This is a genomic window from Mycobacterium sp. IDUB_21 (genome assembly GCF_055419425.1).
In genome coordinates this window covers 343,156-367,713 of sequence record NZ_JBVAXQ010000004.1, presented here as the reverse complement: position 1 = coordinate 367,713, position 24,558 = coordinate 343,156, and the positions used below count along the sequence as shown (strand labels likewise).

The window sequence follows — 24,558 nt, the reverse complement described above, 5'->3', positions numbered from 1 at the left end:
GATGAGTCGGATAACGCAGCGTCGGAGGGTCAGCCACCTTGCCGCCGGTGACGCGACCCAGCGGCCCGAGACGTTGGCGGTCGAGGAACCGCTCGAGATCCGGCTGGGCGGTGTTCCGCTCACGGTCACGATGCGTACGCCCGGATCGGATATCGAGCTGGCGCAGGGCTTTTTGCTCACCGAAGGGATCATCGCCGGGCGTGAAGACGTGCTGGCCGCGCGCTACTGCGCCCACCCGGACGGAACAAATACCTACAACGTGCTGGATGTGACGCTGGCGCCGGACGTTCCGCCGCCCGCCGTGGACATCACCCGCAACTTCTACACGACCTCGTCGTGCGGTATCTGTGGCAAGGCCTCGCTGGAAGCGGTGCGAACGGCCAGCCGGTACGGTCCGGGCGATGACCCGGTCCGCGTCACCGCGGCGGCACTGACCGCGATGCCGGATCAGTTGCGGGCGGCACAGGACGTCTTCGCCAGCACCGGCGGTTTGCATGCCGCGGCGCTGTTCGACTTCGGTGACGGTGGTGCCATGCGGGTGGTTCGTGAGGACATCGGCCGGCATAACGCCGTCGACAAGGTGATCGGGTGGGCGCTCGAACACGGCCGGGTGCCGCTGGCCGGGACGGTGTTGCTGGTCAGTGGTCGGGCGTCGTTCGAGCTGACCCAGAAGGCGGTCATGGCCGGCATTCCGGTCCTGGCGGCGCTGTCCGCACCGTCGTCGCTGGCCGTAGACCTGGCAACCGAATCCGGTCTGACGCTGGTGGCTTTCCTGCGGGGCGACTCGATGAACGTCTACAGCCGGGCCGATCGCATCATCGGCTGACCCCGGCATTGCCGGCGGACCCGCATACTTTTCCGCAATCGCGGATCAGAACTACTTGGTTGACTCGTAGATCCTGTTAAATACCGGACAATCGATCCTCAGGTATTGACCTGACCGACTCCCCGGGGCGTACCGTCGTTCCAGTGCCGTGGCGGCTCTGCGACGGCACGAGCAGCGACTGGTCGCGCCCGGGAACCGGACCGGTGTGGTTTGCGACTAACCGGTAGTGGAGAAAGGAGTGCGGCGATGAGTATGTTGGATGCCCATATTCCGCAGTTGGTGGCCTCGGAGTCGGCGTTTGGGGCGAAGGCGGCGTTGATGCGGTCGACGATGGCGCAGGCGGAGCAGGCGGCGTTGTCGGCGCAGGCGTTTCATGTTGGTGAGGCGGCGGCGGCGTTTCAGGGGTCGCATGCGCGGTTTGTGGCGTTGGCGGCGCGGGTGAATGCGTTGCTGGATATGGCGCAGGTGAATTTGGCGGATGCGGGTAGCACGTATGTGGCTGCCGATGCTGCTGCTGCTTCTGGTTACACCGGGGTTTAGGGAGGGTTTGTCTGATGTCGCAGATTATGTACAACTACCCGGCGATGTTGGCCCATGCCGGGGAGATGAATGGGTATGCGGGCACGTTGCAGGCGGTGGGTGCGGATATCGCCAGTGAGCAGGCGGCGTTGTCGGCGGCGTGGCAGGGCGATACGGGTATGACGTATCAGGCGTGGCAGGTGCAGTGGAATCAGGCGATGGAGGAGTTGGTTCGCGCGTATCACGCGATGGCGATGACCCATGAGACCAACACGTTGATGATGAACGCTCGCGACACCGCCGAAGCCGCCAAGTGGGGCTAGCAGCGCGACGAGCTCGGCCGGCCACGGCCGAGCGTGGAGCGCGACGAATGGGCCCGGGCGCGCGACGGTTACAGCGCAGCATGGCCCGGTCCATCAGGGATTCCATGCTGATTACCCCGGAGTAGGGTCACTGGAATGCCTGTAATGCGTAGTGACGGTGACAGCTGGGACATCACCACAAGTGTCGGTTCGACCGCCTTGTTCGTGGCCACCGCGAGGGCCCTGGAGGCCCGCAAACCCGAACCGTTGGCGGTCGATCAGTACGCCGAGTTGTTCTGCCGGGCGGCCGGCGGGGACTGGCAAGCCCTGGTCGAGGGCAAACGCCCGGACCATCAGCTGTTGAGCAGCGATTTCGGAGAGCACTTCGTCAACTTCCAGGGTGCGCGCACCCGCTACTTCGACGACTACTTCCGTAGCGTCGCCGAGGCCGGGGTACGCCAGGTGGTGATTCTGGCGGCCGGGTTGGACTCGCGCGCCTACCGGCTGTCCTGGCCGGACGGGACGACGATCTTCGAGCTGGACCAGCCCCAGGTGCTCGCTTACAAGAGTTACGTGCTCTCGCAGCGCGGTATCCGCGCAGGCGCGGAGCGGCGCGAGATTGCCGTCGACCTGCGCGAGGACTGGCCTGCGGCGCTCCGCAACAGTGGGTTCGACCCGGCCCTGCCGTCGGCGTGGATCGCCGAGGGAGTGCTGATTTACCTTCCGGCCGACGCGCAGGATCAGCTGTTCACCGGTATTGACAGCCTGGCCGCTCCCGGCAGTTACGTGGCGGTTGAGGACGGCGCCCCGATGCCGGCCGAGGCGTTCGAAGCCGCGGTCCAGGCCGAAGTCGCGGCCGGTGACGACAGCCGCATCTTCCATCGGCTGGTCTACAACGAGCGCTGCGCGCCGGCCGATCAGTGGTTCGGGGAACGGGGCTGGAACGCAGTCGCGACGCCGTTGGCGGACTACCTGCGCGAGTTGGGCCGCCCCGTCCCGGGTCCGGACACCGAGGCGGGACCGATGATCGCCCGGAACTCGCTGGTCCGGGCGGTCAAAGGATAAGGGCAGTCATCACGCCGGGGGTCCTCGTCAACGAACCCCCGGATGCGGTAACGTGCCAGTAATCGAAAATGATTTTCAATAAGGAGCGGGGTAATGGGTTGGGACGCCGTGGGCGCTTCCGTGCCGGTCTACCTGCCGACGGAGGGTGCGACGCGGTGATGCAGACCACTCGACGATCGTCTGGACCGACCTCGACAGTTAGCTTATGCAATGCTAACTTCAGCCGAGTCAGCTTGGGGAAAATTGGTGAAGGGGCGAGCCACGCATGAACAACGGTGACGCGGCTCTGTTGGCACCGCAACCTCGCGTCGACGAGGAGACTCTCAGTCGGTTCGCCACCTGCTGCCGTGCCCTGGGTATCACGGTTTACCAGCGGCAACGGCCCGCCGACCTCGCTGCCGCCCGCACCGGGTTCGCCGCACTGACCCGCGTCGCGCACGAGCAGTGCGACGCCTGGACCGGCCTGGCCGCCGCCGGCGACCAGTCGCCGCGGGTCTTGGCCGCCGTCTCGCAGACCGCCGCCAATGCCGGGGCACTGCAGCGGCGTTTGGAACTGCAGCAGGGCGCGCTCGGCTTTCACTACGACACCGGGCTGTACCTGAAACTGCGCGCTACCGAAGCCGACGACTTCCACCTGGCCCACGCCGCACAACTGGCGATCGCCGGCCGCTGCGCGGAGGCGAACGAGCTGGTCGCCGAGATCACCGAGCGGCGTCCCGACTGGAACGACGCGCGCTGGCTGGCGATCGCGGTGAACCACCACGCCGGGCGCTGGTCGGACATGGTCAAGCTGCTGACCCCGGTCGTCAACGATCCCGACCGCGACGAGCTGTTCACGCACGCCGCCAAGATCGCGCTGGGCATCGCCCTGGCCCGGCTGGGCATGTACGCCCCGGCACTGTCTTACCTGGAGGAGCCGGACGGGCCGGTCGCCGTCGCCGCCATGGACGGGGCGCTGGCCAAGGGACTGATCCTGCGGGCGCAGGGCGACGACGAGACGGCCGCCGAGGTGCTGCAGGACCTCTACGCCGCCAACCCGGAGAACGAGCAGGTCGAACACGCCCTGCTGGACACCAGCTTCGGGATCGTCACGACCACCGCGGCGCGGATCGAGGCGCGGACCGATCCGTGGGACCCCGAGACCGAGCCGAGCGCCGAGGACTTCATCGACCCGGCGGCCCACGAGCGCAAGGCCGAACTGCTGGCCGAGGCCGAACGTGAACTCGGGGAGTTCATCGGCCTGTCCGAGGTCAAGAACCAGGTGCAGCGGCTCAAGAGCTCGGTGGCCATGGAGGTGGTGCGCAAGCAGCACGGGCTGGCCGTCGGCCAGCGCACCCACCACCTGGTGTTCGCCGGGCCGCCCGGAACCGGTAAGACCACCATCGCCCGCGTCGTGGCAAAGATCTACTGCGGTCTGGGACTGCTGAAGAAAGAGAACATCAAAGAGGTGCACCGCGCCGACCTGATCGGTCAGCACATCGGTGAGACCGAGGCCAAGACCAACGCGGTCATCGACAGCGCACTGGACGGCGTGCTGTTCCTCGACGAGGCCTACGCGCTGGTGGCCACCGGCGCCAAGAACGACTTCGGCCTGGTCGCCATCGACACCCTGCTGGCGCGGATGGAGAACGACCGCGACCGCCTGGTGGTGATCGTCGCCGGCTACCGCGCCGACCTGGACCGGTTCCTGGACACCAACGAGGGTCTGCGGTCGCGGTTCACCCGCAGCATCGACTTCCCGTCGTACCAGCCGCCGGAGCTGGTCGAGATCGCCTACAAGATGGCCGAGCAGCGCGACAGCCGCTTCGAGCAATCCGCGCTCGAGGAGATGCAGTCCCTGTTCGGTCAGCTGGCCGCCGCCTCCCACCCCGACGCCAACGGGATCGACCGGCGCAGCCTCGACATCGCCGGCAACGGCCGGTTCGTGCGGAACCTCGTCGAACGCTCCGAGGAAGAGCGCGAGTACCGGCTCGACCATTCCGAACAGTCCGGTACCGGGGTGTTCACCGATGAGGAGCTCATGACCATCACGACCGAAGATGTCCGTTACTCGGTGGCGCCGTTGCTGCGTGGCCTGGGACTGGAGGCGAACGCGTGAGCGCCGCCCAGCAGGACCGCTCCGACCTGGCGGACGGCGAGCGGCGCTCCTTCGCATCCCGCACCCCGGTCAACGAGAATCCCGACCGGGTCGACTATCGGCGCGGTTTCGTCACCAAACACCAGGTCAGCGGTTGGCGGTTCGTGATGCGGCGGATCGCCTCGGGCGTGGCCCTGCACGACACCCGGATGCTGGTGGAACCGCTGCGCTCGCAGGCGCGGGCGGTGCTGATGGGTCTGCTGGTGCTGGCCACCGTGGCCGGTGGCTGCTTCGTGTTCACCCTGATCTGGCCCAACGGCGCGGCCGCCAACGACCCGGTGCTGGCGGACAAGTCGACCTCGGCGCTGTATGTGCGGGTCGGCGAACAGCTGCACCCGGTGCTGAACCTGACCTCCGCACGGCTGATCGTCGGACGACCGGTCAATCCGACTGGTGTCAAAAGCGCTGCGCTGGACAAGATTCCGCGCGGAAACCTGATCGGCATTCCGGGTGCCCCGGAGCGGATGGTGCAGAACACCAGCCGCGATGCGGACTGGACGGTGTGCGACTCGGTGGCCGGCTCGGACGCCGGGGTGACGGTGATCGCCGGGCCGCTGGGCGACGGCGGGTCGCGGGCCGGTGCGCTCGACGCACAACACGCGGTGCTGGCCGACAACGGCGCCGGCGCCTGGCTGCTCTGGGGTGGCAAACGCAGCCGGATCGATCTGTCCGACCGTGCCATCACCGCCGCACTCGGGCTCGGTGAGCGGGGTTCGGCCGTCCCCACGCCGCGTTCGATCTCGACCGGCCTGTTCAACGTGATCCCGGAGGCGTCCGCCCTGACCGCGCCGATGATCCCCGGCGCCGGCGACAAGCCGCCGTTCGACCTGCCGTCGGCCGCCCCGGTGGGCGCGGTCGTGTCGGCGCACTCCCTGGAGGGCAACTCGGACGGATCCGTGCGCTACTACGCGGTGCTGCCGGACGGCCTGCAACCGATCTCCGGAGTGCTCGCCGCGGTGCTGCGCAACACCGACTCGCACGGGCTGGACCGGCCGCCGCTGCTGGGCGCCGACGACATCGCACGACTGCCGGTGTCGGACGCTCTGGACACCTCCCGCTTCCCGGAGCAGCCGGTCAGCCTCACCGACTCGGTGCACGACCCACTCACCTGCGCGCACTGGAGCAGAGCCGCCGGGGCCAGCACCAGTTCGCTGACGCTGCTGTCCGGCTCGTCGCTGCCGATGCGTGACGGTGCCCGCACCCTGGATCTGGTCGGCGCCGGAGTCGGCGGAACGGCCGCCCGGGTGGCGCTGACCCCGGGCACCGGCTACTTCGCGCAGAGTGTCAACAGCGATCCGGCCGCCAACGCAGGCGCGGGCCCGCAGTTTTGGATCTCCGACACCGGGGTGCGCTACGGCGTCAACACCGAGAAGAGCGCCGACGGCGGGGAGAGTTCCAGCGGCGACACCGTGTCCGCTCTCGGGCTGAGCCAGCCCGCACTGCCCATCCCGTGGTCGGTGCTGTCGCAGTTCGCGCCCGGACCCAGTTTGTCGCGTGCCGACGCGCTGCTGGCCCACGACGGGCTGGCGCCGGATCAACGCCCCGTCCGCCGCGCCACCGCCGAGCTGGGTGCAACTAACGGGGGAGAGACCCGATGAGTCGACTGGTCTTCGAGGCTCGCCGCCGGCTGCCGGCACCGCCCACCGACAAGGGCACCATCACCATCGAGCCGCCGCCCGAGTTGCCGCGGGTGATCCCGGCGTCGTTCCTGCAGCGGGCGCTGCCGGTGGTGATCGTGATCCTCATCGTCGGCATGGTGATCGCGATGGTCGCCACAGGTATGCGGCTGATCTCCCCGGTGATGTTGTTCTTCCCGTTCGCCCTGCTGGTGGCGGCGGCGGGGATCTATCGCGGTGGCGACAAGAAGGCCCGCACCGTCGAGGTCGACGCCGAGCGGGCCGACTATCTGCGCTACCTGTCGGTGGTCCGGGACAACATCCGGGGTTCTGCCGCCAAGCAGCGGGCCGCCGCGGAATGGTCGCATCCCGACCCGTCGGATCTTGCCGCCGTTCCCGGCTCGCGCCGGCAGTGGGAGCGCGACCCGCACGACGACGACTTCCTGGTGGTGCGCACCGGGCGGCATGCGGTGCCGTTGGCCAGTGCGGTAAGGGTCACCGACACCGCCGACGAGATCGACCTGGAGCCGGTGTCGCACAGCGCATTACGCAGCCTGCTCGACACCCAGCGCACGGTGCGCGATGTGCCCGTCGGCCTGGACTTGACGAAGGTGTCCCGGGTCACCGTGTTGTCGGATGCCGACGGTGGCGCCGATGACGTGCGCTGCGCCCTGCGGGCGTGGGTCGCTCAAGCTGTCACCTGGCACGACCCGACCATGCTCGGGGTGGCGCTGGCCTCGCCCGACCTGGAGTCCCCGGCCTGGTCCTGGCTGAAGTGGTTGCCGCACATCGACATCCCCGGCGCCGTCGACGGCGTCGGCCCGGCTCGCTATCTGGCGAGCAGCGCCGAGGAGCTGGCCGTGCTGCTGGCTCCGGCGTTGGCCGAACGCCCCGCATTCACCGGAGGTCCGGCCGAGACCGCGCGGCACCTGCTGGTGATCATCGACGACCCGGACTTCGACCTGGCCGCTTCATCGCTGGGTGCCGCTCGTGCCGGGGTCACCATCGTGCAGCGCGGCAGCGTCGCACCGAACCGCGAACAGTATTCCGACCCCGAGCGCCCGATCCTGCGCATCGCCGGGGGAGACCGCGCCGACGATGGCGTCCACCTGGACCGCTGGCAGACCGGCGGCTGGCAGCGCTTCGTGGATCAAGCCGACGCTTTGAGTGCCGACGAGGCCGCCCACCTGGCGCGGCGGCTGTCACGCTGGGACTCCAACCCGACGCATGCCGGGCTGCGGTCGGCCGGCACCCGCGGTGCCACCTTCACCACCCTGCTGGGCATTCCCAACGCCGCCCGCCTGGACGTGCCCGCGCTGTGGGCCCCACGCAACCGCGACGAGGAACTGCGGGTGCCGATCGGCGTCACCGCGACCGGCGAGCCGCTGATCTTCGACCTCAAGGATGAGGCCGAGGGCGGCATGGGCCCGCACGGCCTGATGATCGGCATGACCGGCTCCGGCAAGTCGCAGACGCTGATGGCGATGCTGCTCGCGCTGCTGACCACACACTCCGCGGACCGGCTGATCGTGATCTACGCCGACTTCAAGGGTGAGGCCGGCGCGGACATCTTCCGGCACTTCCCGCAGGTCGTCGCGGTCATATCGAACATGGCCGAGAAGAAGTCGCTGGCCGACCGATTCGCCGACACCCTGCGCGGTGAAGTGGCGCGGCGTGAGCTGTTGCTGCGCGAGGCGGGCCGACAGGTGCAGGGCAGCGCGTTCAACTCGGTGACCGAGTACGAGGCCGCGATCGCGGCGGGCCACGACCTTGCCCCGATCCCGACGCTGTTCATCGTCGCCGACGAGTTCACCCTGATGCTCGCCGACCACCCGGAGTACGCCGAGCTGTTCGATTACGTTGCGCGCAAGGGCCGATCGTTTCGGATCCACATCCTGTTCGCCTCGCAGACCCTCGACGTCGGCAAGATCAAAGACATCGACAAGAACACCTCCTACCGGATCGGTTTGAAGGTGGCCAGCCCCAGCGTCTCCCGGCAGATCATCGGGGTCGAGGATGCCTACCACATCGAATCCGGCAAGGAACACAAAGGCGAGGGCTTCCTGGTGCCCGCCCCCGGCGCAGCGCCTATCAAGTTCCGCAGCACTTACGTCGACGGCATCTATGACCCGCCACGGCAATCCAGAGCCGTTGTGATGCATGCGATTCCAGAACCCAAGCTGTTCACCGCCGGTGCGGTGGCCTCGGGCCAGGAGACCGCGGTGGTGGCCGAGCCTGACGACGACGCACATGCCCCGCCGCGCAAGTTGATCGCGACGATCGGCGACCAGCTGGCGAACTACGGCCCGCACGCACCGCATTTGTGGCTGCCTCCGCTGGACGAGGTGATCCCGCTGAACGCGGCACTGGCGCGGGCCGGCATCGGCGAGCGGCAGCTGCGCTGGCCGCTGGGTGAGATCGACAAGCCGTTCGACATGCGTCGCGACCCGCTGGTGTTCGACGCCCGCTCGGCCAGCGGCAACATGCTCATCCACGGCGGGCCCAAGTCCGGGAAAACGACTGCGCTGCAGACCTTCATCATGTCGGCGGCCAGCCTGCACTCGCCGCGCGAGGTCACGTTCTACTGCCTCGACTACGGCGGCGGGCAACTCCGTACGCTCGAGGACCTGGCGCATGTCGGCAGTGTCGCGTCCGGGCTGGAGCCCGAGCGGATCCGCCGCACGTTCGGCGAACTGGAGCAGCTGCTGACCGCTCGACAGCAGCGGGAGGCCTTCCGGGACGGCAGCATCGGCTCGCTCAACGACGGGTACGGCGAGGTCTTCCTGGTCATCGACAACCTGTACGCGTTCAGCCGGGACAACACTGACCAGTTCAACACCCGGAATCCGTTGCTGGCCAAGGTGACCGAGCTGGTCAACATCGGCCTGGCGTACGGCATCCACGTGGTCGTCACCACCCCGAGCTGGCTCGAGGTGCCGCTGGCGATGCGCGACGGACTGGGGCTGCGACTGGAGCTCAAGCTGCACGACCCGCGCGACAGCAACGTTCGGGTGGCCGGGGCACTGACCCGGCCGGCCGAGGCCGTCCCGGCCAACCAGCCCGGCCGCGGCCTGACCATGGCCGCCGAGCACTTCCTGGTCGCGCAACCGGATTTGGGCCAGATCGCCGAGATCAACGCCCGCCACCCGGGTCTGGCCGCACCGCCGGTGCGGCTGCTGCCGACGAACCTGGCGCCGGAAGAGGTCGGGACACTGTGCCCGGGCCCGGAGCGGATCGTCATCGGTCAGCGCGAAGAGGACCTGGCCGCGGTGGAGGTGGACTTCACCGCCAACCCGCTGTTGATGGTGCTCGGAGACAGCAAGTCCGGCAAGACCACCCTGCTGCGGCACCTGATCCGCACCGTGCGGGAGAACAGCACCGCCGAGCAAGTGGCGTTCACCGTGCTGGATCGCCGGCTGCACCTGGTCGACGAACCGCTGTTCGCCGACAACGAGTACGCAGCCAACGTCGACCGGGTGACCCCGGCGATGCTGGGACTGTCGGCGCTGATCGGTTCACGCCGGCCGCCGGCAGGGCTGTCGGCCGCGGACCTCGCCGGGTGGACCTACCAGGGTCACACCCACTACCTGATCATCGACGACGTCGACTCCATCCCGGATTCCCCGGCGCTGACCGGGCCGTATGCCGGCCAGCGGCCGTGGACCAACCTGATCGGCCTGCTGTCGCAGGCCGGTGATCTGGGACTGCGGGTGATCGTCACCGGCCGTGCCACCGGGTCGGCGCACGCGCTGATGACCAACCCGCTGCTACGCCGCCTCAACGACCTGCAGGCGACCACGCTGATGCTGTCGGGCAACCCGGCCGACAGCGGCAAGATCCGCGGGCAGCGGTTCGGTCGGCTGCCGGCCGGCCGGGCGATGCTGCTCGGCGACAGCGATGAACCCACCTACCTGCAGCTGGTCAATCCATTGTTCAGCCAGAGTCTGACGCGCTGATGCGCATCGAAATGCGGAAGGAGTATCAATCATGACCCTCAATGTGCTTCCGGAAGGTCTGGCCGCCGCCAGTGCAGCGGTCGAGGCATTGACCGCCAGGCTGGCGGCCGCGCAGGCCAGTGCCGCCCCGCTGATCACCGCGGTGATACCCCCGGCGGCCGACCCGGTCTCGCTGCAGACCGCCGCCGGTTTCAGCGCGCAGGGCAGCGAGCACGCTGCGGTAGCCGCCCAGGGCGCCACCGAACTCGGTCGCGCCGGAGTCGGTGTCGGTGAATCCGGCGCCAACTACGCCGCCGGTGACGCCGCGGGCGCTTCGACGTATTTCCTGGGGGCGCGCGGCTGATGATTTCCGCCCCGGTCTGGATCGCCTCCCCGCCGGAGGTGCATTCAGCATTGCTGAGCAGCGGCCCCGGACCGGGTCCGTTGTTGTCGGCTGCCGGGATGTGGAATCAACTGAGCGTCGAGTACGCCTCGGTCGCAGACGAACTGACCACGCTGCTGGGTGCGGTGCAGACCGGCGCCTGGCAGGGCCCCAGCGCCGAGCAGTACCTGGCGGCACACGTGCCCTACCTGGCGTGGCTGGGCAAGGCCAGCGCGGACAGTGCCGGGGTGGCCGCGCAACACGAGGTGGCGGCCTCGGCCTACGCCTCCGCGCTGGCGTCGATGCCGACGCTGGCCGAGCTGGCCGCCAACCATATGACGCACGGGGTGTTGGTCGCCACCAACTTCTTCGGCCTCAACATGATCCCGATAGCGCTCAACGAAGCCGACTACGTCCGGATGTGGGTCCAGGCGGCCACCACCATGAGCACCTACCACGCGGTGTCCGGTGTCGCGCTGGCGTCGGCACCGCGCACGGTGCAAGCACCCCCGGTGGTCAAGGCAGACTCCGTGCAACCCGCGGCCGACGCGTCGGGCGGCTCGAACTTCTTCACCGATCTGATCAACCAACTCGGTCGGCTGTTGGCCGACCCGATCGGGGTGATCCGGGAGATCATGAGCAGCCCCGGCGCCCTGGTCACCTGGTTCCCGCTGCTGTTCTTCGTCGCCTACGAGGCATTCTTCATCCCGTTCGGCTTCACCTTCTGGGGCGTGATGCTGGGGGCCTCGATCCTGCTGCCGATCGTGCTCGGTGTCGGCCTGAGTTATCTGGCCAACCTGGGCCAGGAGGGTGCGCCCGAGGGCGTCGCCGAATTGGTGCCGGGCGCGGTCAGTCCGTCGGGCGACCAACCGAAGGTGGTGGCGACCGGTTTCAGCTCCGGTATCGCCACGCCCGGTGCGACGGGTGTGCCGGCGGCACCGGCCACATCGGCGGTGGCACCGCCGTCGCCGGCTGCCGGGGTGATGGGCTTCGGTTACCTGATCGCCGGTGCCGATCCCGGCACCGGGCTGGGCCCGACCCTGACCGAACGAAACAAGGCGCAGGCGCCGGCCTCGCGGGTGCCGGCGGCCGCAGCTGCGGTGGGCAGTTCGGCACGCGACAAGGCGCGGGCGCGACGGCGTCGACGCGCCGTCCTGCACGACCACGCCGACGAGTACATGGACCTGGACGCGGGTCCGGCCAACGGCCCGGGGCAGGAGCCGGCGGCGGGGACGTCTGCGGCCGGTTCGGATCGGGGAGCCGGAGCGCTGGGCTTCACCGGAACGGTGGGCAAGCGCGCCGACGCGACGGCGGCCGGGTTGGCCACGTTGGCCGGCGACGGGTTCGGTGGCGGGCCGAGTGTGCCGATGTTGCCCGACAGCTGGAGTGAGAACGATCATGCCGACTCCGTTGGGGAGTCGGAAGCGGATTCGAAGTAAGAGAAAGGAGTGCGGCGATGAGTATGTTGGATGCCCATATTCCGCAGTTGGTGGCCTCGGAGTCGGCGTTTGGGGCGAAGGCGGCGTTGATGCGGTCGACGATGGCGCAGGCGGAGCAGGCGGCGTTGTCGGCGCAGGCGTTTCATGTTGGTGAGGCGGCGGCGGCGTTTCAGGGGTCGCATGCGCGGTTTGTGGCGTTGGCGGCGCGGGTGAATGCGTTGCTGGATATGGCGCAGGTGAATTTGGCGGATGCGGGTAGCACGTATGTGGCTGCCGATGCTGCTGCTGCTTCTGGTTACACCGGGGTTTAGGGAGGGTTTGTCTGATGTCGCAGATTATGTACAACTACCCGGCGATGTTGGCCCATGCCGGGGAGATGAATGGGTATGCGGGCACGTTGCAGGCGGTGGGTGCGGATATCGCCAGTGAGCAGGCGGCGTTGTCGGCGGCGTGGCAGGGCGATACGGGTATGACGTATCAGGCGTGGCAGGTGCAGTGGAATCAGGCGATGGAGGAGTTGGTTCGCGCGTATCACGCGATGGCGATGACCCATGAGACCAACACGTTGATGATGAACGCTCGCGACACCGCCGAAGCCGCCAAGTGGGGTTGAGCCAGGTGATCCGCTCGACGAGGGGAAGCGGCGATGGGGACTGAACCCAACGCCGCCGAACTGACCGTCGAGCAAGCCTGGTACATCGCGGAAACCATTGGCGCGGGGTCTTTCCCGTGGGTACTGGCGATCACCATGCCCTACTCCGACGCCGGGGAACGCGGTGCGTTCATGGCGCGCCAGCGTGATGAGCTGACCCGGATGGGAGTCGTCTCGCCGGACGGCACGGTGAACCGGTGCGTGGCCGAATGGATCCGGGTGGTGTGCTTCCCGGACCGTTGGCTGGACCTGCGTTATGTGGGCTCACCGTCCAGCGGAGCGACTGAGATGTTGCGCGGCATCGTGGCGCGCCGCGACCAGGGCACCGGTAAGCCCACCCGGACGGTGGTGGCGCTGCGCAATGCCCAGCTGGTCACCTTCACCGCGATGGACATCGACGACCCGCGGCTGCTGATCCCGGTGCTCGGGGCCGGCCTGCGGCAGCGACCGCCGGCCCGGTTCGACGAGTTCACCCTGCCCGCCCGGGTTGGAGTGCGCGCCGACGAGCGGCTGCGCGCCGGTGCCCCACTCACCGAAGTTCTTGACTACCTGGGTATTCCAGGCTCAGCGCGACCGATCGTGGAATCGGTGTTCTCCGGTCCGCGCAGCTACGTCGAGGTGGTCGCCGGCTGCGCCCACGATGGCCGGCACGCCACCACCGAGGTCGGGATGAGTCTGGTCGACACCGACGAAGGCCGAATCCTGGTCACCCCGTCGCAGGCCTTCGACGGCGAGTGGGTATCGATCTTCCGGCCCGGAACCGACTTTGCGACCGCCGTCGCGATCGAACAGTTGACCGCCACGCTGCCCGACGGCCAGTGGTTCCCCGGTCAGCGACTGTCCCGAGATTTCACCACCCAGTTGTCATAGCAGAGAAAAGAATAGAGAACACCAATGACCGAAGCTCCGGTGCTGACCAGCGCCGTCATGCCGATCGTCCGCATCGCGGTTCTGGCCGACAGTCGGCTGACCGAGATCGCCGTGCCCGCTGAGTTGCCGCTGCGCGAAATTCTGCCCGCGGTGCAGCGCCTGGTGGCTCCGGATGTCGGCGATGACACCGAACCCGCCGCCGCCGCGGCGACGCGTCTGAGCCTGGCGCCGGTCGGCGGTGCGCCGTTCAGCCTGGATGCCAGCCTGGACACGGTCGGCGTCGTGGACGGCGACCTGCTGGCGCTTCGGCCGGTGCCGGTCGGGCCGGCGGCTCCCGGCATCGTCGAGGACATCGCCGATGCCGCCGTCATCTTCTCGGCGTCCCGACGTAAACCCTGGGGGGCGAAGCACATTCAGCGCGCCGCACTGGCTGCCGGGGTGGCGCTGGTCTTCGCGGCCACCGGGCTGGCCACCGCGCATCGTGCGCTCACCGGCGAACCGGCCGGCCTTTTCGCCGCGATTGCCATCGCGGTGCTCACCGTCTTGGCGGCGCTGGCGTGCCGGACACGTTCGGCCGACGCCGCGCTGACCCTGGCGATCGCGGCGCTGGTGCCGGTCGCCGCCGCGGGCACCCTGGCGGTGCCCGGCCTGTTCAGTCCGGCGCACTTGGTGTTGGGCGCGGCCGCGGTCAGTGCGTGGTCCTTGATCTGCCTGATCCTGCCCCCGGGCGGACGCGGCCAACGCGGGATCGCCTTCTTCACCGCGGCCCTGGTCGTCGGAGCCGGGGTGTTGGCAGCGGCCGCCGTCAAATCCTTCTGGGAGCTGCCGCTTCTCAGCCTCGGCTGCGGGCTGATCACCGCGTCGCTGCTGCTCACCGTTGCCGCTCCGCAGGTCTCGGCGCTGTGGGCGCGGCTGCCGCTGCCGGTGATCCCGGCACCGGGAGACCCGACGCCGTCGGCGCTGCCACAAAGTGTGCTCGAAGACCTGCCGCGCCGCGTTCGGGTCACCGACGCCCACCAGACCGGGTTCATCGCCGGCGCCGTGCTGCTCGCCGTGCTCGGCTCGGTGGCCATCGTCATTGAGCCAGAGGGACTTTCGGGGTGGGCGTGGTATGTGGTCGCGGGCATCGCGGTGGCTTCGGTGCTGCGGGCCCGGGTGTGGGATTCGGCGTGGTGCAAGGCGTGGCTGCTGGCCGGGCCGCACCTGACCGCCGTCGTGCTGCTGGTTGGTTACGCCGCGACCGGCCGTTACCCGGCCGCTTTCGGCGCGGTGCTGGTGCTGGCCGCCCTGGTGGCGGTGTGGGCGGTGGTCGCGCTGAGTCCGACCGTCGCGTCGCCGGACAGCTACTCGCTGCCGGTGCGGCGGTTGGTGGGCTTCCTGGCCTCCGGCGTCGACGCCACCCTGATCCCGGTGATGGCCTACCTGGTCGGCATTTTCGCCTGGGTTCTGTCTCGATGACGTTCTCTGACACCGGTGAACCGCACCCTCGGCGTAGCGGTGCGGTTCGCGGGGCCGGCATGGCCGGTGCGGCTGCGGCTTTGGCGCTACTGCTGACCAGTGCTCCGGCGCTGGCGATCACCCCGCCGACCGTCGACCCGACGGTGCCGCCGCCGAGCGGGGCACCCGGCCCCGTCGCGGCGATGGAGCAGCGCGGCGACTGCGCGAGTTCGGGCCTGCTGCCCGGCAGCGACCTCAGCACCGCGACCGCCGCTCAGCGGATGCTCGACCTTCCCGCGGCGTGGCAGTTCTCCCGCGGCGAGGGCCAGACGGTAGCCGTCATCGACACCGGCGTGCGGCCGGGCCCGCGGCTGCCGGCCGTGGAAGCCGGCGGCGACTACATGGGCACGACCGACGGACTGACCGACTGCGACGGGCACGGAACGCTGGTGGCCGGGATCATCGCGGGCCAGCCGGCGCCGGACCGCCAGGACGGTTTCACCGGCGTGGCCCCCGCAGCGCGGCTGCTGTCATTGCGAACCGCCTCGGCGTCGATCTCGCCGCGGTTGGCCGGGGATGACCCCCGAACGACTCGCGTGGTGGTCGACATCGCCGCCCTGTCGCGCGCCATCGTGCATGCCGCCGACCTTGGTGCGCGGGTCATCACCATCTCGACCACGACCTGCCTGCCGGCCGACCGCAACGTCGACCAGACCGCGCTGGGCGCGGCGCTGCGCTACGCCGCGGTGGAAAAGGACGCGTTGATCGTGGCCGCCGCCGGCGACAACGGACAGACCGGATCGGTCGGCGGCGGCGGCGAGGCCTGCGAGTCCAATCCGCTCACCGACCTCAGTCGGCCGCACGACCAACGCAACTGGACGGGCGTCACCTCGCTGTCGGTGCCGTCGTGGTGGCATCCGTACGTGCTGTCGGTGGCGTCACTGTCCTCGTCGGGGGAGCCGTCGGCCTTCACGATGGCCGGGCCGTGGGTCGGCGTCGCCGCACCGGGCGAGGGCATCGTCTCGATCAGCAACCGCGAAGACGGCGGACTGGCCAACGGCCTTCCGGGCAATCAGGGCAGGCTGGTGCCGCTGACCGGCACCGGCTACGCCGCCGGCTACGTCGCTGGGGTGGCCGCACTGGTCCGCAGCCGCTATCCAGACTTGAACGCCATGCAGGTGGCGCACCGGATCGTCTCTACCGCCCACAACGGCGCCCGCGCGCCGTCGGCTCTGGTGGGCGCCGGCTCGGTCGACCCGGTGGCGGCTTTGACTTGGGAATTGACGCCGGCCGCGGATCCGGCCAACCCGCCGTCGAAGAAACTCTCGCCACCGCCGGCGCCGCCACCCGAGGACCCGGCGCCGCGGATCGTGGCCTTCGCCGGAACCGCGCTGCTGGCCGGGCTGGTCGCCGCCGTCGCCACTGGCGCCGCGGCGGCCGCCCGCCGACGAAAGGAAAACCAGCTGTGAGCCCGCACCGTTCCACCATTCCCCGTCCCGGGCCGGGCCGAATCGCACTGGTTCTGCTGGCCCTGGTGCCGGCACTGATGGCCTACCCGTGGCCCGCCACCCGGGACCGTTGGGTGCTCGGCATAGGTGTCGCCGTGGCGATCCTGCTGCTGACCTGGTGGCGGGGTCTGCACCTCACCACGATCGTCCGGCGCCGGCTCGCCGTGTCGCGCTCGCGAAGCGGCGTTCACACCGACCGGCGTTCGGTGTCCGGCGCGCGGGCCACGGCGGCGCTGCGGATCACGGCGTCGGCGGCCGGGGATGCGTTGCCGCTGTCACTGATCGCCGGCTACCTGAACCGGTACGGTCTGCGTGCCGACGCAGTGCGCATCACCAGTCGCGGCACCCGGCCGGAGGGCGGTGAGGCCGACTCCGAAACCTGGATCGGGCTGACCTATTCGGCCGCACCGAATCTGGCGGCGCTGCAGGCCCGTTCGTCTAGCATCCCGCTGCAGCGGACCGCTGACATCGCGGCCCGGCGCCTTGCCGACCATCTTCGCGAGATCGGCTGGGAGGCCGCACTTGTGGCCGCCGATGAGATTCCCTCGCTGATCGGCGCGGGTGCGCGGGAAACGTGGCGGTCGGTTGTCGACGGCGCGGGCGACCACGTCGCGGCCTATCAGGTCGCCATCGATGCGGCGCTGACGGACACGCTGAGCCGGATCCGGGGTTCGAACGCCGGGGAGACCTGGACGGCACTGGAATTCGCCGACGACGGCGGTCAGCGGACTGTGGCCGCGGCGTGCGCCCTGCGCACCGGGTCGGCGCCCGACGGTGCGGCCCCCCTGGCCGGTCTGGTGCCGGAGCAGGGCAATCATCGCAGCGCGCTGCTGGGATTGCATCCGCGGTCCGGGAGTCGCCTCGACGGCCGCACCGCGCTGTCGGACGACGAGCTCGCCGGACTGCGGTGGTCGGTCGCGGCGGCCGGCGTGGCTGCGCGTTAGCGGCGATCGCAAGCGGGTTGGCTGGTCGCTGCGGTCGGGCTAGAACATGTACCCGCGCAGGAACGCGGTCATCCGCCGCAGGTAGGCCGGCTGGCTGACGTGCAGCACGTGGTTGCCGGGGAACCAGTGCAGTGCACAGTGATCCCAATGCCGCCAGAGCATCTCGGCCTGTTCCGGCGGCGCCAACCGGTCACCCAGGCCGGTGATGATCAGCCGTCGGTCCTTGGCCACCAGCGGCGGGTAGTTCAGCGGGGAGTGGTAGGCCGTGGCGGCGGTGAAGTCGTCGTAGCGGACCCGGCCGAGCCGTTGCCCGGCCTGTACCACCATGTTGGCCGGGAACCAGTCCCGGATCTCCGAATCGACCGAGACCACCGGAACATTCGGGATCACGGCCTGCAGTCGCGGTTCGACGGCGGCCAGCAGCGCGCTGGTGTAACCCCCCAGTGACAGGCCGGTCAGGGCGATGCGGTCGACGCCGGTGAACTCCAGATAGTCGACCACCGAGCGGAAGTCGTGGACCGCTTGGGCCATCGCCTCGGCGAAACCCGACATGCCGTGCGAGAAAATACCGTATCCGCTGAAGGGTGAATACTTTTCGGCGCGCCGCCCGTGGAATGGCAGGGTGAACAAGACCACGTCGTAGCCGGACCGGTAGAACCAGGGCAGCGAGAAGAACAGGCCGTTGAACAGGTAGGCCGACCCCATGAACCCGTGGATGACGCACAGTGTCGGCCGTGGCCCGTCGTCGTGACGCCAGTGCTGAAACCGGGCGGTGTTGTTGTGGCTCAGGGCACTCCAGGAATCCCGCATGGCCGGGTTGATTGTTTCGAAGCCACTGCGGAACGCCACGTTTTCCACGACGCCGCGCGCTACCCGCTCGGCCAGCGGGTTGGCCCGCCGTGAGGAGATCCTGGGCAGTGCTGTCGGGGCCGGAAATGAGCGGGCCGGGTCGTGTCCGGAGGCCAACTCGGCGTAGAACGCCAGTCGTTCCCGTTCCCGCCGCGAGTGATCGCGGCCGACCGCCGTGGTCAGCACCGAGGGGACTATCGCCGCGGCGACCATGGACGCGACCGCGGTGCGTAACCCGATATCGGACAATGCCGACGCATCCACGATCAGCTTGTCCCGCAACGACAACTCGCTGCGGTCGGGAAGACCGTGCGCGCCGGCGTCCGCACCCGGAACATCGGGGATCCCGATGGGTGGAGTCAGCGGGGTGGCGTCAGAGGTCACGGTCGCCGGCCTTTCTCGGGTGAGGTCGCCCGGGGTACTGCCGTCCGGTTCACCGAAACTGACGTTCTGCAGGTCCTCACTCGAACTTTGTCTGCAAAACGTCGGTTTCGACGATTGCGGTGATGGTGCGTCATCCGGATGGTAGCCCGATCGCGAATAGGCGTGCGGCATTGTCGTGCAGAACGCCCCGCAGCCAGGCGTCGTCGATGCCGCGAACTGCGGTTACCGCGGTGAGCGCGTCACGGTACCCGTACGGAATGTTCGGAAAGTCGCTGCCGAACACGATCCGCTCGCCCGCGGCACGCAACCGCGCCTCCTCGCCGGCCGGAAAGGGCATGCGATCGTCGATGAACGCCGTGAACGCCATCGTGGTGTCCAGGTACACGGCAGCCGAATCCAGACAGATGTCGAGGAATTCACCGTATTCCGGCATGCCCATGTGCGCGACGATCAGCGTCAGTCTCGGGTGACGGCGCAGCAGTCGCCGAATCGGTTCGGGCCCGGTGAATCGTCCGGGCTGCGGACCCGAGCCGCAGTGGATGACGACCGGGATGTCAGAATCCTCGATAACACCCCAAACATCTTCGAGCAGTGGGTCATTCGGATCATAGTCGCCGACCTGGATGTGTGCCTTGAAGACGTGTGTTCCGGCACTGATCGCCGCGGCGACGTAGTCGGCCGCTCCCGGCTCGGGATAGAACGTCGCGGCGGGCAGGCAATCCGGTGTTGAGCGGGCGAATTCAGCCGACCACTGATTCAGCCACGCGGCCATCTGCGCCTTGTGCGGATACACCAGCGAGGTGAATCGGCGCACCCCGAAGGCCCGCAGCGTTTCGACCCGCTGGGCCTCGTCGGTGCGATAGGTGATGGGCCAGTTGCGCCCGACCATCGGGCCGGCCGAATCGAAGTACTTCCACACCTTGTCCATCACCGGCTTCGGCATGAAATGGGTGTGCACGTCGATGATTCCCGGCAACCCGAGTCCGGACCAGATCTGCCGGACCGCGGCGGCTTCGTCGCTGCCGCTCACGACTGCTCCCAGCTGTTCTCGGAGACGAACTCGCCCAACGGTTTCCGGTAGGCCCAGTCGTCGAGTTCCAGCGCGGGCCGGTCGGGAAACTCCGGTACCGGTCCCAGGCACAAGATGGCCACCGGTTCTGCGTCGGCCGGCATGCCCAACAACTCCGCCAGCGGCCGCGGTTCGAACAGTGACACCCATCCCATGCCCAATCCCTCGGCGCGGGCGGCCAGCCACAGGTTCTGGATGGCGCACGACACCGACGCCAGATCCATCTGCGGCAATGTCCGGCGACCGAAGATATGGGCTTGCCTACCTTCGCGCAACGCCACCACCAACAGTTCGGCGCAGTCGCGGATGCCCTCCACCTTGAGTGCCAGGAATTCCTGTTCGCGCCGCCCCAACGCACGGGCGGTGCGTTGGCGCTCCTCGTCGACCAGGGCGTGGATGCGATGCCGCAGGGTGTCGTCGGTGATCCGGACGAACCGCCACGGCTGCATGAGCCCCACACTCGGCGCGGCGTGCGCCGCCGCCAGCAGGCGCGCCAGCACGTCGGGGTCGACGGCGCTATCGGGGACGAACCGGCGCATGTCGCGCCGTTCGGCGATCACCCGGTAGACGGCTTGGCGCTCCTGCGCGCTGAAGGACGGATCGGCCACGGGATCATGGTAGGAGCCACACGAAGGGATGCCCGCCATGAAACGTCCGGAACTGCTCGGCCAGCTGCCCACCGAGGCCGCCGGCGCCTTGGTCTACGGCGAGCCGCACCAGACACCCGACGGCGCCACGGTCATCACCGCTACCCGAATCAGAGCCTCCGGCGGTTCCGGGGTGACTGCCACCCCGCTCGGTGTGGTGGTGATCCGCGGTGACAGCGCCAAGTGGGTGGCGGCCGTCAACGCGGACCGGATCGCGTTGGTGGGGGTGCTCACCGGCCTGGTGTCAGCGGTGATCGCCTCCCTTGCGGTGCTGCGCCGCCCGCCGTGGCCGGACCTGCGGAGCACCGTTGCCCGCCGAGACGAGAGCTAGGTGATGGCTCCTTCGCCCCTGCGCGCAACCGCACTGGGCTCGATCGCGGTGGCGGTGGCGGTCTATGTCCTGATGTTGGTGGGCTACCTGCAGGGCTGGGGCTGGCTGGCCGGGGTCGACGCCGCCGCGTTGGACGCGAGCTACGACATCGGGAGCAAGCATTCAGGCTGGGTGCGGTTCTGGGACGGGTTGTCCACGGTGTTCACGCCTGCGGTGTTCCGGCTGCTGGCCATGGTGGCGGCGGTGGTCGAGCTGGCGCGGCGCCGGCTGCGGCCGGCGCTGTTCCTGCTCGTGGCAGTGGATATGAGCGGGCTGCTCACCGTTGTGGCCAAGGGTTCGGTCGATCGGCCCCGCCCGGTGACCGCGTTGGCTGCGGCATCGTCGTCGTCGTTTCCCTCCGGCCACGCCCTGGGGGTGATGGTCGGCGTCGGCGCGCTGCTGGTGCTGACGCTGCCGCTGCTGCGGCGCCGAGCCCGGGCGGCCGCGGTCTGCGCCGGGGTGCTCGTGGTGGCCGCGGTCGGCGTCGCCCGGGTGGCGCTCAACGTGCACCATCCCTCCGATGTGCTGGCCGGCTGGGCGCTGGGCTGGGCATACCTGGCGCTATGGGTGGTGTTACTCAAGCCGTGGCAGGCTTGATCCATGACCAGCTATGACGCCGACCCGGTGGGGACGCTCGTCTGCTCGCGAAAGGGCTGCAGCGCCGACGCGACCTTCGGCATGCTGTGGAACAACCCCAAGCTGCACACCCCGGAACGTCGCAAGGTCTGGCTGACGTGTCCCGAGCACCGGGAGTACTTCCACGGGTATCTGGCGTCTCGCGGTCTGCTCAAGGGCGAGGCGCCGGTCGAAGACCTGGAGCGTCGCGCAGAACCGTAGAAAGCCCGGCGCGCCGGGGCTGGTGTTTGACCCGCCCCCGGCCTGCGCCGATGATGAGTCGATGCGCCGACTGCTGAGCCTGTTCTGCGCCGCCCTGTGCACGGCCGGCACGACGCTGGTCGCGGCGCCGGGGGCCCAAGGCGATGCCGCTCCGTGGTTCGCCCCGTCGGTAGGCAACGCGAATCAGGTGATCTCCGTTGTCGGAGTGGGCGGTTCGGACGCCAAGATGGACGTGTATCAGCGCGGCGCGACGGGCTGGCAGCCGGTTGCCGCCGGTATACCCACCCACGTCGGCTCGGCGGGGATGGCTCAGAAAGCCAAGAGCGGGTACCCGGCGACGCCGATGGGTGTGTTCACGCTGCCGTACGCGTTCGGCACCGCGCCGAATCCCGGTGGGGGACTGCAGTATGTCCAGGTCGGATCGGACCACTGGTGGAACGGCGACGACCACAGCCCGACGTTCAACACCATGCAGGTCTGCAAAAAGGCGCAGTGCCAGTTCGACACCAACGAGAGCGAGAACCTCGAGATCCCGCAGTACAAGCATGCGGTGGTGATGGGCGTCAACTCCGCTCGCACGCTCGGCGACGGCGCAGCGTTCTTCTTTCACACCACAGACGGCGGCCCGACCGCGGGCTGCGTGGCGATCGACGACGCCAAGCTGGTGCAGATCATCCAGTGGCTGCGCCCCGGCGCGGTCATCGCGATCGCCCAATAGGCGTCAGTAGCGCCTCTAGGTCTCAGCGCAGTACGTCGCTCGGGCGATACCGACGAACTGGGATGCCTTCGTAAGCGTCAGGCTCGGATTGGCGTTCTTCAAAGCCTTGGCCGCCTGGTTGGCGCTGTGTCCGTCGGCGAGGTACTGGCACACCGCCTGGCCGCCGGCCACGGCGTCGGCGGGGTTCGGGTAAGAGATGCCCACCTGGTCGAGTGCACCCAGGAAGCCGGAGTCGCCGGGTTCGGCCGCCGCCGGTGCGGCCAAACTCAGCAGGCCTGCCATCGCGAATACCGCCAACGCGGGTGTGCGAACCCTCATCGTTTCCTCCGTAGGACGGCTATCTAGTTGGGGCAGTACGCAGTTTGTGCGAAACTCACGAATCGGGCGGAGTTCTTCACCGACAGGCTGCGGTTGGAGATTCGCAGGGCACGCGCGGCGCCATCCGCATGGTGCCCGGTCTGCAGGTAATCGCAGACCTGGCGTCCGACGGCGACGGCCTCTTGTGGATCGGTGTACTCGATACCCGCCTGGTCGACCGCGTTGAGGAACACGGCGTCCGGGTCGGTGTCGGCATGTGCAGGCGCGGCCAAGCCGACGAGCGCGGCGGCGCCGATCGCGGTCAAAATCCATCGTGCGTGCTTCACAGTGCCGTTAGCATCGCTGCCCCGGTTTAACCGACACCTGCCACGACATGAATGGCAGGTGAACACAATCCGTCTGTTCTGCGTCGACATGTTTCGGGCCGGTGGCGCCGCTCGCAACAGTTCATCGACACGCCACCGTGTTGACTACCTGGCCGTAACCTTTAGTTCACCTAAGCGGCGTTTCCTAATCGCCGGACAACTATCAGGTAACTGCTGACGAATTGTGGACGAACGAGCGAGGGGGCGTGATGTACCTGGACTACGGTGTCTTGCCTCCGGAGATCAACTCCGGACGCATGTACACCGGCCCCGGGTCCGGATCACTGCTGACCGCCGCCTCCGCATGGGAGAACATGTCCGCCGAGCTGCAGACCACCGCGGCGACGTACGACTCGGTGACTTCCGCATTGGCCACGGGGCCGTGGAGCGGCCCGGCGGCGACGGCGATGGCCGCTGCTGCCCAGCCGTATGTGACATGGCTGCGCGGCACCGGCGCGCAAGCTGACCAGACGGCGCGCCAGGCCACCGCCGCCGCGGAGGCCTATTCGACGGCGGTGGCGGCCGTGGTTCCTCCGCCGCTGATCGCCGCCAACCGAGTCCTGCTGAAACAGCTTGTCGCCACGAACTTCTTCGGACAGAACTCCCCGGCGATCGGTGAGGCCGAGCGCCAGTACGCCGAGATGTGGGCCCAGGACGCCGCCGCGATGTACCGCTACGCGGGTTCGTCGGCGGCCGCGTCGGCGTTGGCCGCGTTCAGCCGGCCGCCGCAGACCACCAACGCGTCCGGGCAGGCCGCCCAATCCGCCGCTGTGGCCCAGGCCGGCTCGGCAGCGGCTGCCAGTGACACCACCACGGCATTGTCTTCGCTGACTTCAGGGATCGGTCAGGTGTCGCCGTTCACCGGGCTGGCCACGCAGGGCATGAGCGCCACGATGACCGGTTGGTCCGGCACCGCGAACGTGCTCAGCAACCTCAACAACGGAATCGGTCTGACGGCCTTCAATGCCGAAAACCCCGGCGGCCTAGGCGAAATCCTCAACCCGCCACAGCTCGGACCGGCCGGTCTTGGCCTCGGGGGCTTGGGCCTGGGTGGCCGCGGACTCGGAGGCGCGGGTCTCGGCGGAGCGGGGTTGTCGGCGAGCGCGGGCAACGCCCTCAAGATCGGGGGGCTGTCGGTGCCGCACGGCTGGGCGATACCCGTCACGCTGGCCTCGGCCGGTGTGCCACTGCCTGCTTCCGCTGCGCCGGTGGCCGCGGCGGTCGCCGGCGGTGTGCCGGGAACAGCGTTCGGCGAGACCATGCTGGGCACGCTGGCCGGTCGCGGCCTGGGGGCGGCGACGGCCCGCGCCGCTTCGAATCGCCGCACCGTGGTGCCTCGATCGCCGGCCGCGGGCTGACCCGAACCGAA

Annotated in this window: 25 protein-coding genes; 20 read left to right on the top strand and 5 right to left on the bottom strand. The window is 68.9% G+C overall.

All coding sequences use genetic code 11. From position 1 onward, the window contains the following. Position 1: 1 nt before the first annotated feature. The 15 genes from fdhD (at position 2) to eccE (ending at position 17,632) form a co-directional block, all read left to right on the top strand. On the top strand, positions 2–826 hold the full coding sequence (gene fdhD, locus ACZYY4_RS08975; RefSeq protein ID WP_463809553.1) for a formate dehydrogenase accessory sulfurtransferase FdhD: 825 nt from the start codon (positions 2–4) through the stop codon (positions 824–826). Positions 827–1,072: 246 nt separating this feature from the next. Continuing rightward, a complete protein-coding gene (locus ACZYY4_RS08970; protein ID WP_329786839.1) occupies positions 1,073–1,366 on the top strand; it encodes a type VII secretion protein EsxS in 294 nt (97 codons plus the stop codon). 14 nt (positions 1,367–1,380) lie between these two features. Further along, entirely contained in the window at positions 1,381–1,668 is a 288-nt protein-coding gene (locus tag ACZYY4_RS08965; protein WP_463809543.1) for a WXG100 family type VII secretion target, read from the top strand. A gap of 144 nt (positions 1,669–1,812) precedes the next feature. Further along, complete coding sequence (locus ACZYY4_RS08960) at positions 1,813–2,712, top strand: class I SAM-dependent methyltransferase (protein WP_463809675.1); 900 nt, start codon at positions 1,813–1,815, stop codon at positions 2,710–2,712. 265 nt (positions 2,713–2,977) lie between these two features. After that, positions 2,978–4,810: a type VII secretion AAA-ATPase EccA gene (gene eccA, locus ACZYY4_RS08955; protein ID WP_463809551.1), complete on the top strand. Its 1,833-nt coding sequence runs from the start codon at positions 2,978–2,980 to the stop codon at positions 4,808–4,810. Then, a complete protein-coding gene (gene eccB / locus ACZYY4_RS08950; RefSeq protein ID WP_463809549.1) occupies positions 4,807–6,447 on the top strand; it encodes a type VII secretion protein EccB in 1,641 nt (546 codons plus the stop codon). Before eccA ends, eccB begins: the two co-directional genes overlap by 4 nt. Then, positions 6,444–10,421, top strand: a complete 3,978-nt coding sequence (gene eccCa, locus ACZYY4_RS08945) for a type VII secretion protein EccCa (RefSeq protein WP_463809547.1) — start codon at positions 6,444–6,446, stop codon at positions 10,419–10,421. Before eccB ends, eccCa begins: the two co-directional genes overlap by 4 nt. 31 nt (positions 10,422–10,452) lie before the next feature. Then, on the top strand, positions 10,453–10,764 hold the full coding sequence (locus tag ACZYY4_RS08940; RefSeq protein ID WP_463809545.1) for a PE family protein: 312 nt from the start codon (positions 10,453–10,455) through the stop codon (positions 10,762–10,764). A 2-nt stretch (positions 10,765–10,766) separates the two neighbouring features. Beyond that, the gene (locus ACZYY4_RS08935) at positions 10,767–12,221 is read left to right on the top strand and encodes a PPE domain-containing protein (RefSeq protein ID WP_463809674.1); all 1,455 of its coding nucleotides are present in this window, start codon (positions 10,767–10,769) and stop codon (positions 12,219–12,221) included. Between the two features lie 17 nt (positions 12,222–12,238). Beyond that, positions 12,239–12,532: a type VII secretion protein EsxS gene (locus ACZYY4_RS08930; RefSeq protein WP_329786839.1), complete on the top strand. Its 294-nt coding sequence runs from the start codon at positions 12,239–12,241 to the stop codon at positions 12,530–12,532. Positions 12,533–12,546: 14 nt separating this feature from the next. After that, the gene (locus ACZYY4_RS08925; protein WP_463809543.1) at positions 12,547–12,834 is read left to right on the top strand and encodes a WXG100 family type VII secretion target; all 288 of its coding nucleotides are present in this window, start codon (positions 12,547–12,549) and stop codon (positions 12,832–12,834) included. A 33-nt stretch (positions 12,835–12,867) separates the two neighbouring features. Continuing rightward, positions 12,868–13,743, top strand: a complete 876-nt coding sequence (locus ACZYY4_RS08920; RefSeq protein ID WP_463809541.1) for an ESX secretion-associated protein EspG — start codon at positions 12,868–12,870, stop codon at positions 13,741–13,743. Between the two features lie 24 nt (positions 13,744–13,767). Beyond that, positions 13,768–15,201, top strand: a complete 1,434-nt coding sequence (gene eccD / locus ACZYY4_RS08915) for a type VII secretion integral membrane protein EccD (protein WP_463809539.1) — start codon at positions 13,768–13,770, stop codon at positions 15,199–15,201. Between the two features lie 59 nt (positions 15,202–15,260). Further along, positions 15,261–16,649 (top strand): type VII secretion-associated serine protease mycosin, encoded by a 1,389-nt coding sequence (gene mycP, locus ACZYY4_RS08910; RefSeq protein ID WP_463809673.1) that lies wholly within the window; start codon positions 15,261–15,263, stop codon positions 16,647–16,649. Next, entirely contained in the window at positions 16,646–17,632 is a 987-nt protein-coding gene (eccE, locus tag ACZYY4_RS08905) for a type VII secretion protein EccE (RefSeq protein ID WP_463809537.1), read from the top strand. Before mycP ends, eccE begins: the two co-directional genes overlap by 4 nt. 39 nt (positions 17,633–17,671) lie before the next feature. Here the strand turns inward: eccE and ACZYY4_RS08900 are convergent, their stop codons facing one another. From ACZYY4_RS08900 to bluB, 3 genes are all read right to left on the bottom strand, one after another. Then, positions 17,672–18,865, bottom strand: a complete 1,194-nt coding sequence (locus ACZYY4_RS08900; RefSeq protein ID WP_463809535.1) for an alpha/beta hydrolase family protein — start codon at positions 18,863–18,865, stop codon at positions 17,672–17,674. A gap of 130 nt (positions 18,866–18,995) precedes the next feature. Next, positions 18,996–19,895, bottom strand: coding sequence for an amidohydrolase family protein (locus tag ACZYY4_RS08895; RefSeq protein WP_463809533.1), 900 nt, complete (start codon positions 19,893–19,895; stop codon positions 18,996–18,998). Beyond that, positions 19,892–20,581, bottom strand: coding sequence for a 5,6-dimethylbenzimidazole synthase (gene bluB, locus ACZYY4_RS08890; protein ID WP_463809531.1), 690 nt, complete (start codon positions 20,579–20,581; stop codon positions 19,892–19,894). The genes ACZYY4_RS08895 and bluB overlap by 4 nt, the downstream gene beginning before the upstream one ends. Between bluB and ACZYY4_RS08885 the strand changes: the two genes are divergently transcribed. From ACZYY4_RS08885 to ACZYY4_RS08870, 4 genes are all read left to right on the top strand, one after another. Further along, positions 20,580–20,912 carry a hypothetical protein gene (locus ACZYY4_RS08885; RefSeq protein WP_463809529.1) on the top strand — a complete coding sequence of 111 codons (333 nt, stop codon included), beginning with the start codon at positions 20,580–20,582 and terminating at the stop codon, positions 20,910–20,912. The two genes, bluB and ACZYY4_RS08885, sit on opposite strands and share 2 nt — an antisense overlap. Positions 20,913–20,915: 3 nt before the next feature. Next, entirely contained in the window at positions 20,916–21,548 is a 633-nt protein-coding gene (locus ACZYY4_RS08880) for a phosphatase PAP2 family protein (protein WP_463809527.1), read from the top strand. Positions 21,549–21,551: 3 nt separating this feature from the next. After that, a complete protein-coding gene (locus tag ACZYY4_RS08875; protein ID WP_463809525.1) occupies positions 21,552–21,788 on the top strand; it encodes a hypothetical protein in 237 nt (78 codons plus the stop codon). Positions 21,789–21,849: 61 nt separating this feature from the next. Beyond that, positions 21,850–22,506, top strand: coding sequence for a L,D-transpeptidase family protein (locus tag ACZYY4_RS08870; RefSeq protein WP_463809523.1), 657 nt, complete (start codon positions 21,850–21,852; stop codon positions 22,504–22,506). Positions 22,507–22,521: 15 nt separating this feature from the next. Here the strand turns inward: ACZYY4_RS08870 and ACZYY4_RS08865 are convergent, their stop codons facing one another. Together ACZYY4_RS08865 and ACZYY4_RS08860 are read right to left on the bottom strand one after the other, a co-directional pair. Then, positions 22,522–22,824 (bottom strand): DUF732 domain-containing protein, encoded by a 303-nt coding sequence (locus tag ACZYY4_RS08865; protein WP_463809521.1) that lies wholly within the window; start codon positions 22,822–22,824, stop codon positions 22,522–22,524. Between the two features lie 23 nt (positions 22,825–22,847). Next, complete coding sequence (locus ACZYY4_RS08860; protein ID WP_463809519.1) at positions 22,848–23,150, bottom strand: DUF732 domain-containing protein; 303 nt, start codon at positions 23,148–23,150, stop codon at positions 22,848–22,850. A gap of 248 nt (positions 23,151–23,398) precedes the next feature. Between ACZYY4_RS08860 and ACZYY4_RS08855 the strand changes: the two genes are divergently transcribed. After that, a complete protein-coding gene (locus ACZYY4_RS08855) occupies positions 23,399–24,547 on the top strand; it encodes a PPE family protein (protein ID WP_463809517.1) in 1,149 nt (382 codons plus the stop codon). Positions 24,548–24,558 lie beyond the last annotated feature (11 nt).